Origin of the sequence: Campylobacter sp., assembly GCF_030528245.1 — a bacterium.
Taxonomy (GTDB): Bacteria; Campylobacterota; Campylobacteria; order Campylobacterales; family Campylobacteraceae; genus Campylobacter_D.
The window spans coordinates 1-12927 of sequence record NZ_JAUMZG010000040.1; the positions used below are offsets into that span (position 1 = coordinate 1).

At 46.0% G+C, this 12927-nt stretch carries 11 protein-coding genes and 1 pseudogene; 6 read left to right on the plus strand and 6 right to left on the minus strand.

Annotation, left to right across the window (positions count from 1 at the left end):
* From Q4A73_RS06580 to Q4A73_RS06600, 5 genes are all read right to left on the minus strand, one after another.
* A partial coding sequence (locus Q4A73_RS06580; RefSeq protein ID WP_303206659.1) for a cache domain-containing protein occupies nucleotides 1–983 on the minus strand: 983 nt, incomplete at its 3' end.
* Nucleotides 984–1122: 139 nt separating this feature from the next.
* Nucleotides 1123–3492, minus strand: a complete 2370-nt coding sequence (locus Q4A73_RS06585; RefSeq protein WP_303206660.1) for an autotransporter outer membrane beta-barrel domain-containing protein — start codon at nucleotides 3490–3492, stop codon at nucleotides 1123–1125.
* A 114-nt stretch (nucleotides 3493–3606) separates the two neighbouring features.
* Entirely contained in the window at nucleotides 3607–4191 is a 585-nt protein-coding gene (locus Q4A73_RS06590; RefSeq protein ID WP_303206661.1) for a cytolethal distending toxin subunit A, read from the minus strand.
* An 8-nt stretch (nucleotides 4192–4199) separates the two neighbouring features.
* Entirely contained in the window at nucleotides 4200–5000 is an 801-nt protein-coding gene (locus tag Q4A73_RS06595) for a cytolethal distending toxin subunit B family protein (RefSeq protein WP_303206662.1), read from the minus strand.
* A gap of 5 nt (nucleotides 5001–5005) precedes the next feature.
* Nucleotides 5006–5713 carry a cytolethal distending toxin subunit A/C gene (locus Q4A73_RS06600; protein WP_303206663.1) on the minus strand — a complete coding sequence of 236 codons (708 nt, stop codon included), beginning with the start codon at nucleotides 5711–5713 and terminating at the stop codon, nucleotides 5006–5008.
* Nucleotides 5714–5820: 107 nt separating this feature from the next.
* On the opposite strand from Q4A73_RS06600, the gene Q4A73_RS06605 reads away from it, so the two are divergent.
* The 4 genes from Q4A73_RS06605 (at nucleotide 5821) to Q4A73_RS06620 (ending at nucleotide 9386) form a co-directional block, all read left to right on the plus strand.
* Nucleotides 5821–6048 carry a DUF4492 domain-containing protein gene (locus tag Q4A73_RS06605; RefSeq protein WP_303206664.1) on the plus strand — a complete coding sequence of 76 codons (228 nt, stop codon included), beginning with the start codon at nucleotides 5821–5823 and terminating at the stop codon, nucleotides 6046–6048.
* Nucleotides 6041–7573: a cytochrome ubiquinol oxidase subunit I gene (locus Q4A73_RS06610; protein WP_303206665.1), complete on the plus strand. Its 1533-nt coding sequence runs from the start codon at nucleotides 6041–6043 to the stop codon at nucleotides 7571–7573. The genes Q4A73_RS06605 and Q4A73_RS06610 overlap by 8 nt, the downstream gene beginning before the upstream one ends.
* Entirely contained in the window at nucleotides 7573–8697 is a 1125-nt protein-coding gene (gene cydB / locus Q4A73_RS06615; RefSeq protein ID WP_303206666.1) for a cytochrome d ubiquinol oxidase subunit II, read from the plus strand. Before Q4A73_RS06610 ends, cydB begins: the two co-directional genes overlap by 1 nt.
* A gap of 266 nt (nucleotides 8698–8963) precedes the next feature.
* The gene (locus Q4A73_RS06620; protein WP_303206667.1) at nucleotides 8964–9386 is read left to right on the plus strand and encodes a PepSY-like domain-containing protein; all 423 of its coding nucleotides are present in this window, start codon (nucleotides 8964–8966) and stop codon (nucleotides 9384–9386) included.
* A gap of 310 nt (nucleotides 9387–9696) precedes the next feature.
* Here the strand turns inward: Q4A73_RS06620 and typA are convergent, their stop codons facing one another.
* Nucleotides 9697–11505 carry a translational GTPase TypA gene (typA, locus tag Q4A73_RS06625; protein WP_303206668.1) on the minus strand — a complete coding sequence of 603 codons (1809 nt, stop codon included), beginning with the start codon at nucleotides 11503–11505 and terminating at the stop codon, nucleotides 9697–9699.
* Between the two features lie 122 nt (nucleotides 11506–11627).
* On the opposite strand from typA, the gene Q4A73_RS06630 reads away from it, so the two are divergent.
* Complete coding sequence (locus Q4A73_RS06630) at nucleotides 11628–11924, plus strand: hypothetical protein (protein ID WP_303206669.1); 297 nt, start codon at nucleotides 11628–11630, stop codon at nucleotides 11922–11924.
* Nucleotides 11925–11933: 9 nt separating this feature from the next.
* Nucleotides 11934–12927 (plus strand): annotated as a pseudogene (locus Q4A73_RS06635) (flagellar hook-length control protein FliK); the annotation flags it as partial.

The following is a 12927-nucleotide window of genomic DNA, read 5'->3' on the forward strand; positions in this document are numbered from 1 at the left end:
TTGAGAAAGTCGAAGAAGGAGTTGAGCCCTGAAAGGATGAGGGAGAGGGGGGATAGGGTTTTTTTGATGGAAATTCTCACAAAAATCAGAGCAATGACAATGGCTATGGTGCCGATTAAAACTTGTTTTAAAACAATTTCTCGAAGATTGTTGAGGTAAATTTCGCTTTGGGTGAGGGTGCAAATGACATAATCTTTTTCATCGGTTTCAATACAAACCGCATCGTGATCCACGCCCTTGCTGTTGGTAACTGAAAAAAGCGTCTTTTCGCTCAAAAACGAAGGATTGGCCTTTAGGATGCCATTTATGCTCGTGCTGAGGGCGTTTTGCTTTAAAAGTTGCTGCGCATCCTCGTGGAAGATGATGTTGCCCTCTTTGTCGTAGATTGCGGCGTAGGCGTCATTGAGGTTCGCTACCGACAGTATATCCTTAGAATAACGGGCCAAGTTATACTCACCCCCCACAACTCCGACCACTTTGCCATCCTTGACAACGGGCACCCCGTAGCCTATGGCTGCATTGCCCGTACTTTGACTGATGTAGGGCTTGGTCACCACGATGTGCCCTGTAGCCTTAGCCTCCTTATACCAAAAGCGGGTTGTAACATCGTAATTTTTGCTAAGATCCAAGTAATCTCCATTGCTTAAGTATATTTTGCCCGTTTTATCGTAGCCAAAAAAGACCGAATCAAATTGCAGCACCTCCCTAGCAAAGGACAAGAGATCGTAAATGTCCTCCTCGCGCTCTAGCTTTGTGGCGAGCTCTATGGCTATGGATTCCATGCTGGCTTTTTTGATTTTTTTGTAGGTCTCATAGGCCATACTTGTGGAATTTAAAGTGCTTTTCTGCACATCTTTTAAAAAATTTCTCGCACTGATTTTAGAGTCTATGTAGTTGAAAACGCTCATAACGCTTAGGATAAAAATCACCAAAATCCCCATGTATATCGTGAGTCTGCCGACCACGCTCAAATTCTTTCGCATCGCTTAATCCTTTAAAAATTATTAGAAGCTTGCATTGTTACAAAAAAAAAAAAAACGAAGCTTAAATTTTGAAAGAATTTTTTAGAGTTGCGCTAGAGTCGCGCATTGAGTCGCTCGCACTCCACCCGCTCAAAAGGCGCTAAAATTCCCACTTGAAAACCAAATTCCCCCCCAAATACCCCAGTTCGCTTTTGTTGAAGCTATTTTTGTAAAAGCCCTCCACGCCCAGCAAGGCATTGGGCAAGAAGTAATAATAAAGCCCAGAATTCATAAAAGCCTTAAAGCGATAAGGCGCTTTGTAGCTTAAAATTTCCCCCGTGTTGCTCGTAAAATGCTGCCTTTTTTCTGTATTGATGAGGGTGGCTAAAAGGCCGCCGCTTAAATTCACAAAGCTCCCCTCCTCAAAGCTTCCGCCCCAACTCAAGCCCAAAATCCCATCCACATTGTAAGCGTTAAGGGTCGGCATTTTTAGCGGCACGGCGTTGCCATTTTCATCGATTTTAGAGCGATGGTTGAAATTTTGCTCCAGTCCCACGAAGGGCTTAAGGCCATTTTCAAGTTTATAAAAAAGCAAATTTTGCAAATGAAGCTGCGCATAATCATAGCCCCCTGTGGCGTTGAGATTAAAGGCTGGAAAAACAATGGTTCTTGAAGTGTCAAAATTCCCATAGCCCGCATAAAGTCTATTGTGCGTTTCAAACGTACCAAAATCATAATACTGACTAAGCCCTAGCCCAAAAATCCTCCCCTTAGAACTCGCCTTATGATAATCATCACGTTTTAAAAGCGAGCTATAACCAAAATCCCCCTCAAAGCGCAAAAGATTGTCGTTAAATTCTTTGTAGGCATTAAGCCGCACACCAAAGGTATACCCCCTACCCTCACCCAAAAAGCCAGAACCAAAGGTGCTAAGGTCAAAATTTGCATACTCACGCCCTCCACTTAGCCACTCTCTATCCCTCATCGCGTCCAAACTTGCATTAGGTAAAGAAAGATAGCTCATTCTTATACCCTTATCCGCATCGTCTATGATATCGGCTAAAACATTAGCGTTATAGGAGCTTACGACAAAGAAATTTTGTATCGCCGCAGAACTTGAGGCTAGGGTATTGACAGTGAGTGCGCGGCGGTTTTTCCTCGTGGTGCTAGGCTTTACGATCTCATCCATTGCCAAACTTCGTAACAAAGCCCTGCCATTAGCATTCGCACTCTCACCATAGACAAGCTTTTCAAGCTGCTGAATTTGCGGAGTTGCTGGAGGCTTCCCACCGCCGGCACCACCCCCACTAGAGCCACCTCCAGAGCCACCTCCCTGACTTCCTCCAGAGCTCCCACTCCCTCCTCCGCCCGTTGTAGGACAGGTTAAAGGCTGTCCCTTCACACCTACCATTATAGAACCATCGGGACAAGATTTTGTTTCTGTCATATTGCTAGCGGTTATGTTGATTTGATTATTTCCAGAAATGTTACCTTGTATCAGGTCGATATTGCCTTGAGTAGTAATGCCTGTGATGTCCGCATCAATATTGCCCTTGTTATCCAGTCCGCTGCCCTCCACGATGAGCTGCCCCATTTGCCCATTGTGGGGGGTGAATTTTATGCTGGAGTCTTGCTTGTTTTCAAAGCCACCCTTCACGGTGACGGTGCCGCCTTGAATTTCAAGAGTCGAATGGGTCAAATTCTGCCCCGTGAAAGTCTCGCTGACCCACTTCCCCTCCACGCTAATCGTGCCGCCTTTGTTGACAAATTTTGCATTACCACACATCCCCAAAGTGGCGCAAAGGTCATTGGTAGTACCGGCGTTGGTTTTGCTTCCATTATACAGGTCATTTTTGACCCTGATGCTGCCCTCATTTTGCACGGTCAGGGTGCTGCCCTCAAGCTTCGTCCCATCCTGCCCCGTGAGTATGAGCTTATCCACGATGAGCTGGGAGTCCTTATCCAGGGTCAAATCGCCCTTAAAGGTCGCCTGTGGGGTCTGTAGCGTCGCTTGCGTGAAGGAGCTAGTGCCAACCACGAGGAAGTCTTTTATTTTTTCGGTTTTGAGCGTGGCCTTGTTTAAGATCATATTCTTAGGCGTGGAGAAGGTGCTGTTGCTAATATCCAGTCCCTCGATGGTGATGCTGGCTGCGCTATTTGTGCCTGTGATGCTTAAATTCTGCGTGAGGATGTATTGATTGAAGCCGCTAAGCTTAAAAGTGCCCCCGTTTTGGGTGAGACTTTCAAAATACAGGGCCGTGCGATTTCGTTTGTTTGCTGGAATTCCTGTTGTTGGATTTTGTCCTTCTAGATTATAGGTTATGCCATCGCTTATGGTTACGGTGAAAGGATTTGTAGCGCCTGTGCCTTGGTAGTTAAAGACGCAAGATTGCGGCTGAGAGTTGCAATCGATGATGGCCTTGTCCGTTTGATTGGTGGTGACCTGCAAGGATGCGGGAAAAGTGGAATTTTGATAATCTACTGCGTTGAGAAAAACGGGCAGGGAAAGCAAAACGATAGTCCTTTTCATTGGGCGACCTTTTAAGAGTTAAATTGTCCCGATTCTACAAAAAAAAACAAAATTTCAAAAAAGTTAGATGGGCTTGCAAAATTTTAAGAAAAATAGAAGCCCAAAGGCTCCAAATCACTGCAGCACACTGGCCCTCACGAGTGCGGGGGTCAAAATCATCAGCTCATTAGGCACGGCGACAGAAAAGGGGTCAAAAATGCACCTTTTAAGCCCAAAACGCTTTTCTATCGGGAGGGTAGGATTTTCAAAAGTACCAATACACTCGTTAGAATTTAAAACTAAAGAGCGAATTTGCACGGCAGAAGTTGTGGTCGGCATTATGGAAAAAACGGTCTCCAAATCTCCACTTTGCAAATCACCCGAGCAAGACTTTGCGCCAAAAAATCCGCTAGGCAGTATAGCCATACAAGTATCATCTTGAGTAGGTGTTACAAACTGCACATAACCAAAAGGAGCTTTTTTGGCCATTTTATCCTTAGCCTTTAGCTCGGGGCTTAGGATGATTTCCCTGAGTCGCCAATTTTGATGGATAAGCTTAGTGCTATCTCTAAAAACGCTCAAAATCACGCCATTATCCAAGCTTCTTAGGGCAAAAATTTGTGTCACATCTTCATCAAATTCATCATCATTAGCACCCTCAGCCCAAAGTAAACCTGCAAAATGCGTCAAAAATAAAAAAATCACCAAAAATTTTTTCATAAGTCCTCCTAAAATTTTCTAAAATTCACAGGAAAATGATCCGAAACCAAATGCGTCCTAAGACTAGCTAGCATCAAAATCGCACTCAAGGCCGGCGGGATATAGGCCCTGCCCCTAGCAGAGCTGCCCGTCAGGGCATAGTCTAGCGTCCCGCCACTTCTTTGCGTGAAGCTAGGCGGGAAGACGATATTGACACGATTAGCTAGGTCAAAATCCACAAGCCTTAAAAGCGTGCTTGGCTCTCGGTTAAAATCTCCCGCTATCATCCAGTTGATTTCAGGGCGGTTTCTAAAAAACTCATCCACAGCCGTAACGATAGCGCCCGCATCGTTTCCTCCGCGTGCTAGAGCGTGGATGGAGAAGAAAACATCATTACCGATGCGTATGCCGATGATAGGGCGTGAAGCGGTGGTCGGCGGCGGTAGGACGAAGACTTCATCGGCTCGCACACGGCTAACGATAGCCAAATTCACACGATTTGCCCCCACATCCACACGAGAATAATAAATGAAAACGGAATTAGGGCGCGAATTTGTGCCTAAATTCCAACTATATTCGTGGATAGGCGTGCCACCGGGCTGCACCATCCTGCCCGTCATCATCGCCGTAGTGGGTAAAACGCCCGCTTCTTGCACCATCAAAACATCCAAAGCATTTTCTCCTGTGATGAGCTGCCTGATACTGATGCCCCATTTACTCTCACTTGAAGCAGAAGATCCTTGCAAATTCCAAGTTCCAACATTAAATTTTTCCAAATCTGCCCAAACAAAACTCAAGGCCAAAATCAAACAAAATAAAATCTTTTTCATCTTTCTCATCCCTCTCTGTATAAAGGTTGCGCGTTAAAAGGCGGGGTTGTGAGATACCACTGCTGGTCTAAATTATCCTTTTCCTCACAATCCTTAATAAAAATGCCAAAAACCTTAAAATCCCCTAAAGGATTGGTAATCGGCGCTTGAATGCATTTTTTCGTAGCCAAATTTTCAATCTGAACCGCACCATTATCCATAGGCTTTAGCTTCCAAAGCTGGGCTTGGTTGGTATTATCACAAGCATAATGGACGATGCCATTTCTATAAGCGTTAAGGCAGGTGAGGGTTTTGGCGTTTTTTATCATCACAATGTCATTAGGCTGTAAAAGTAGCTGCCATACACGCGCATCGCCAAAACTCTTGCTATCAAGTAAGGTATAGCCCCAAATCCAATTTCCCTGCGCTAAGGCCCACACGGTCAAAGCCGCCCCGCTAGGACCTAAAATCGTCATAAAATCGCTTGAAAGTGGGGAATTTGACGCGCCTAAAATGGGCCTTGGTAGCGGAGAAGTTGGAGTTTTGGGGACTAAATCGCTCCCATCAACAAGGCTGGGCGTTTTCTGCTTGGCTGGAGGAGTGGGATTATCCCCGAGCTTCAAAGGATCACCATCATGGATAGTCCCAAAAGAAGTGCCGAGCGGATTGACCTCTTTCACACCGCAAGCACAAAACGCCAATAAAACCAAAAATAAAATTCCAAATTTTCGCATAAAAACCCTTCCGCAAAATCTTTAAATTTAAGTCTATCGTAACATAAGATTCAATAGAATCCCCCGGTCTTACTGACACGGACTTGAAGGAAATTAGGGAATCACCAATGGCTTTGCGTTTTGTTTTGAGAATTTTTAATTTTTACAAAGAGGGCTTTAGAAATCTAACCCTAGGTAAAACGCTATGGAAAATCATCCTCATCAAGCTTTTCATCATCTTGGTCGTCTTAAAGATCTTCGTTTTTGATGTGAATTTCAACGCCCTCTTCAAAGACGATGCTAGCAAAAGCGAATTTGTGATCAAAAATTTAACCTTAGGAGAAGATAATGACTGAACTTAGCAGTGTGGATTGGTCCCGGGCGCAGTTTGCCCTCACGGCGCTTTATCATTTTTTGTTCGTGCCGCTGACCTTGGGGCTTTCTTTCATCATCGCGATCATGGAAACGATCTATGTCAAAACGGGCAGTAAGCGCTGGAAAAGTATCACTAAATTTTGGCTCGCCCTCTTTGCTATCAATTTCGCCATCGGCGTGGCAACGGGCATCATAATGGAGTTTGAATTCGGCACAAACTGGGCAAATTACAGCTGGTTCGTGGGCGATATTTTCGGCGCGCCCCTGGCGGTTGAGGGCATCGTCGCCTTTTTCTTAGAAGCGACCTTCTTTGCGGTGATGTTTTTCGGCTGGGATAAGGTCAGCAAGGGCTTCCACCTGCTCTCCACTTGGTGCGTGGCCATAGGCTCAAATTTATCGGCCTTTTGGATCCTAGTCGCCAACGGCTGGATGCAGTATCCGGTGGGCATGGTTTTCAATCCCGACACCGCAAGGAACGAGATGCAAAGCTTCCTCGAGGTAGCCCTCTCCCCCGTAGCGGTGGCGAAATTCCTACACACCATAGGCAGCGGCTATGTCATCTCCGCCCTTTTTGTGGTGGGAATTTCGGCGTGGTTTTTGCTGAAAAAAAGGCACATCATCGAGGCGAAGAAATCCATCGCCGTGGGGGCTAGCTTTGGCTTTGTTTGCTCCATCTTTCTCTTTTTCAGCGGCGATGAGAGCGCTTACCGCGTAACCCAAACCCAGCCGATGAAACTCGCCGCCATGGAGGGGATTTATCGAGGGGAGCACAGAGCGGGGATCGTGGCCTTTGGAATTTTAAATCCCAAAAAACAAATCGACAACAATGAAAGCGTGTTTTTGTTCGACCTCACCGTGCCTTATGCCCTGTCCGTTCTGGGCAATCGCGATCCGAATTCCTTCGTGCCCGGCATCGAGGACATCGTTTATGGCAATGCCCAAAAGGGCATCGAGCCACTGCAAAATCGCATTGATAGGGGCAAGGCAGCCATCGGCGCTTTCAAGGACTATCAAGAAGCCAAGAAAAGCAACAACACCCTCCTGCTAGACTCCAGCAGGGCCTTGCTTGAGGCGAATTTCAAAGACTTTGGCTATGGCTATTTAAACAAGCCCGAAGACGCTGTGCCCCCGATAGCCCTGACCTTTTACAGCTTTCACATCATGGTCGCCTTGGGAACCTTCTTTTTCTTGCTTTTCATCGTGGTGCTTTACCTCACCATGGCGAACGACATTGAAAAATTCCGCAAAATTTTATGGCTTTGCCTCTGGGCCATCCCGCTGGGATACATCGCCGCCGAAGCGGGCTGGATCGTGGCTGAGGTGGGGCGCCAGCCCTGGGCGATACAGGATTTGATGCCTGTGGGGGTTGCGGCGACTGAGCTGGGTAAAATCAATGTGCAAATTTCATTTTGGCTTTTTGCGGTGCTTTTCACGGCGCTTTTGGCCGCAGAAATCAAAATCATGCTCACGCAAATCAAAAAGGGCTTTGACAAGGAGGTGGCGTGATGTTTTTGGGTTTAGGACTTGAGGCTTTGCAAATTTACTGGTGGGTGGTGCTCTCTTTATTGGGAGGGCTTTTGGTTTTTATGTTTTTCGTGCAAGGCGGGCAGACCTTGATGGACGCGCTTTCTGATAATGAGCTTGAAAAAAGCATGCTCATCAATTCTTTGGGGCGCAAATGGGAGCTTGGCTTTACGACCTTGGTGCTTTTTGGTGGGGCGGCTTTTGCTGCTTTTCCGCTTTTTTATTCGACAAGCTTTGGCGGGGCCTACTGGGCTTGGCTTGCCATTTTGCTGTGTTTCATCTTGCAAGCGGTGAGCTATGAATACCGCAAAAAAGAAGGCAATCTCTACGGCGCAAAAACCTTTGAAATTTTCCTCAAAATCAACGGCTTTTTGGGGGTATTTTTAATCGGCGTAGCGGTGAGTAGCTTTTTTAGCGGTTCGCATTTTACTTTAAACGCGCAAAATTTCGTCCAATGGCAGCATCCTTTGCGGGGGCTTGAGCTTTTGCTTAATCCTTTCAATTACCTTTTAGGCCTTGCTTTGGTTTTTTTAAGCCGCATTTTGGCGACGGCTTATTTTATGAATAATATCAATGATGAAGGCATCAAAGCCAGATGCGTGCAAAAGCTCAAAACCAACAGCCTCTTGTTTTTGCCATTTTTCTTGGGCTTTTTGGCTTGGATTTTCTTCAAAGAGGGCTTTTTGATGCAGGGTGATGGGAGCATCGTTTTGCAGGGAGGGGTGTATTGGGACAACTTCATCTCCAACCCCATCTTTGCGGGAATTTTACTTGTGGGCGTCTTGGCGGTGCTTTTGGGCATGGTGCAGGGTGCGAAGGGCTGCCCGAGGGCGATTTGGACCCTGGGCTTGGGGGCGGTTTTGGCGGTGTTTGGGCTGCTTTTGAGCGTGGGACTTGGCGGAAGCGCCTTTTACCCCTCCTTGAGCGACTTGCAAAGCTCACTGACGATAAAAAACGCCAGCTCAAGCTACTATACCCTTAGCGTTATGGCTTGGGTGTCCCTGCTCGTGCCCTTTGTGCTGGCCTATATTTTTTATGTATGGCGCACGATGGATAGGGTGAAGCTGACCAAAGAAGAAATCGCAAATGACGATCACGCTTACTGAAAGGAGAAAAAATGGAAATTGTGTTTTTGCTAACCTGGCCCTTGGTGATTTATTTGAGCTATAAATTCATCATGCTCAACATCAATCAACTGGAAAAAGATAAAAAACTAGAAGGCTAAAGTTTTTTAAATTCCGCACGATATAGCGGGTGAATCTTTTCAAAATATTGCACCAAGCTCGAGTTTGACGCTCGGGCTTTTTTCACTTCACACTGACTTCACAAAAAAGCACTACATTCTCATCGACCAAACTTCAAAGGAGAAAAAATGAAAACAAAACTAAGTCTAGCGGCGTTGCTTTGCGCGGGTGTGCTTTATGCGAATGATGTGGCGATCCCAGTTGGTGAGCTTCCAACCAGTGCTCAAAATTTTATCAGTGAGAATTTCAAAGGCGCCAAGGCCACGCTCGCAAAAAAGGACAGCGATTCTTATGAGGTGAGTCTCAGCGATGGCACGGAGATTGATTTTATGGCAAATGGAGAGTGGAAGGAGGTGGATGGAAAATACAAGGCCATCCCGCTCACATTTTTGCCAAAAGAGCTTTTAAGTAAGGTGCAAGCAAGCCAAAGCAACGCTCAAATCATCAAGGTGGAAAAAGAAATCAGCGGCTATAAATTTCAATTCAATAACAACATGAAGGTTTATACCGATTTTGATGGCAAGATTTTGGGGCAGAAAATGGACGACTAGCCCCCCTACGGAGAGATGGCGCGCAGGGTGTCCTTTGCGCGTCCTTTGTGTATTCTTGCACGCTCTTGTGTGAATTTTCAAATCAAGCCAACCCGTCGAGGCAATCCGCTCCCCCTCGCAATTTAAAATTTCACACCCAGCCACCAAGCCCCCAAAGCATCACCCGCCAATCCACCCCAGGCCCATACACTCCAGCCACCCGCCAAGCCTTTGCATCCTTTGTAAGTCCACCAAAGTGCCCCAATCGCGCCTAAAATTCAAGTTTTTCGCGAGGCGCCAAACCTCCCCTTCAAAACCTCTCAAACTCCCCCTAAGACTTGCTTTTTTCCATTCTTTTTCTTTGAGTTGGGTCAAGATAGCGTTTTCTTACACGCACATTAAGCGGCGTTACCTCTACAAGCTCATCCTCCTCTATCCACTCCAGTGCGCGCTCAAGGCTCAGTTTTCTAGGCGGCACAAGCTTTATCGCATCATCACTCCCGCTAGCCCTGACATTGGTCAAATTCTTGCCCTTGATGGGATTGACATCAAGGTCGTTACTGCGGCTATGCTCCCCGATGATCATCCCCGTATAAACCTTAGTTTGCGGCTCGATGAAAAGCACGCCCCTATCTTGTAAGTTAAAAAGAGAATAGCCCAAAGCCACGCCATTTTCCATAGAAATTAAGGCCCCATTTGCCCGCTTTTCCACCGCCCCGCTAAAAGGGCGGAATTCTAAAAAGCTATGATTCATCACGCCCTCGCCCTTGGTATCGGTCAAAAACTGCGAGCGAAAGCCTATAAGCCCCCGCGCTGGGATCTCAAACTCAAGCCGGGTCTGCCCATCACCCGTGGGCGTCATCATCTTCATCTCGGCCTTTCTCTTGCCAAGCTTTTCTATCACTGCCCCGCTAAATTCCTCCGGCACATCGATGACTAAATGCTCAAAAGGCTCTGTTTTCACGCCGCCCTCATTTTTGACGATGACCTCAGGGCGCCCCATGCAAAATTCAAAGCCCTCCCTGCGCATATTCTCGGCCAAAATGGTGATTTGAAGCTCCCCCCTACCGCTGACCTTAAATTTCCCCTCGCCACTGCTTTCATATTTCATAGCGATGTTAGTTTTCATTTCTGCTTCTAGGCGTTCGGCAATTTTATTTGAGGTTACATGCTTGCCCTCAGTCCCCGCCAGAGGGCCGTCATTTACAGCAAAAACTATGCTTAAAGTCGGCTCCTCAATGTGGAGGGGATCCAGGGGCATGGGGTTGTTAGGACAGACCACGCTATCGCCCACATCCAAAGTCTCAAAGCCCGCAATTGCAACGATATCGCCGCTTTTTGCCGCCTCGATGTCCATTTTCTCTAGACCCATAAAGCCGATGAGTTTGGAAATTCTGCCATTGACTTTTTCACCATCGGCCTTGGCTAGCAGGACGGATTGATTTTTCTTCACCACGCCGTTGAAAATTCTAGCGATGCCGATTTTACCGACAAAATTATCATAGCCCAGGGTGAAAACCTGAAGCTGCAGGGGATTTTCATCGCTCCCGCTGGGTGCGGGAACGCGCTCTAAAATGGTCTTAAAAAGCGGCTCCATATTATCGCTTTCATCGTTCAAATCAAGCTTGGCATAGCCATTTTTAGCCGCCGCATAAACAATGGCAAAATCAAGCTGCTCATCATTGGCATCCAAGGCGACAAAAAGATCAAAAATTTCATTGATCACTCTTTCAGGATCAGCTGCTGGTTTATCAATTTTATTAATCACAACAATGGGTTTTAAGCCAAGTTGTAAAGCCTTTTTAACCACAAATTTAGTTTGTGGCATCACGCCCTCTTGTGCATCGACTAAAAGCAATACTCCATCAATCATTTTTAAAACCCGCTCGACCTCGCCGCCAAAATCAGCGTGGCCTGGGGTGTCGATGATGTTGATTTTCGTGCCTTTGTAATTAATGGCGGTGTTTTTGGAAAGTATGGTGATGCCCCGCTCTTTTTCAATGTCGTTGCTATCCATCACGCGCTCGGCAATCTGCTCCCTCTCGCTGAAGGTCCCAGACTGCTTCAAAAGCTCATCGACCATGGTGGTTTTCCCGTGATCGACATGGGCTATAACGGCTATGTTTCTGATGTTTTGCATGGTGTCTCCCAGAATTTTTTAAAGGCGTGATTATATAAAAGCTTTCTTAAAAATTTAAAATCAAAACTTGGAACGCTTTTTGCTTTTTTTGAGCCAGAAACTTGAAAACTAAAGGATAAAAAATGTCAAAGCCAATAAACGAAGGACTTTTAAGCGGAATTTTAGCAACAAATCCTGTCCGCAGAGAAGAGGAGAGCTTGCTACAAATCTTAAATTTGCTGGAAGTTTTAAGGGGTAAAACGAGCGAGAAAATGGCGAGAATTTCAGGGAATCTTAGCGAATTTTTAGACGAGGGGAAAAATTTAGAGGAGCTTTTGAGCCATTTGCGTAAGGATAAGATGCTTAAGGTTTATGAGCTTTCTTATCTTAAGGAGAGATTTCCTCAGCCTGCAAAGGATAATTTTTTTAAAATTGATTAAGGAAAAACAATGTCAAAATTAGCCCCACAAAGCGAGATTTTAAAACTCACGCCAAGCTCAAAAACGCAAGCGGATAAGGGAAATTTTAAAGGCGCGCAAGGGGTGGAGGAAAATGAAAGCTTTTTAAACGCCCTCCTTGCATCCATAGAAGAAACGAACGCATTTTTGCCACAAAATATGAAAATCAGCAAAGAAGAAGTGGCCTTTGAAGTGATGGATAAGCTCAAATTTTCAAGCTTTGATGAGCAGGATAAAATCAGCATTTTTGAGTCGGCCTCTTTCATGCAAATTTTATCCCTGCTGGATAAGCTTAAAATTGACACGGTTGAGGTGAAATTTTCCAAGCTCTCCTCCCAGCTTAGCGAGCTTGTGAAAAGCGAGGCGAATTTTAACGCTCTAAGGGGTGCGAAAAATATCGATGAACTTTTGCAAGTGGCTAAAAATTTGGGGCTTGAGGTGAGGGACATTAAGGTCGATCGTTTGCTGGATCTCAAGGCCACTTTTCCAAATTTAGACAGGGCAGATTTTTTCAAAGGGGCTGTGGATGATGTCTTTAAAAAGGTCATTGAGAACAAGATTGCGCACATTGAAAAGGAGCTGGATAAAAATTTGCAAGGGCAAAATTTGAGCGCCAATTTAGCAGGGTCCCAAAAAAATGAAACGCCATCCCTACTTTCACAAACCTTGCAAAATTTAGACTCCCTCACCCCAAAAAATCCCCACAAAAAAGAAGCCAAAGAAGAAAGGCCCAAAGAGCCCACGCCCATCAGGGAGAATTTGAAGGAAAATTTCAAGGAAAGGCAGGAGGGTAAAAACCCTAGCGCAGCGCCAAATGCAGCGCCAAAAACGATCCAAGAGGGCAGGGCGCAGGAGGCTAGTCCTGTGCCAAAAAACGCGCAGAGCACCTTCACGCAGAGCGTGCAGACTCAGGAGGCGACGCAGAATTTTAAAGAAGCCAAAGAAGAAAGGCCCAAAGAGCCCACGCCCATCAGGGAGAATTTGA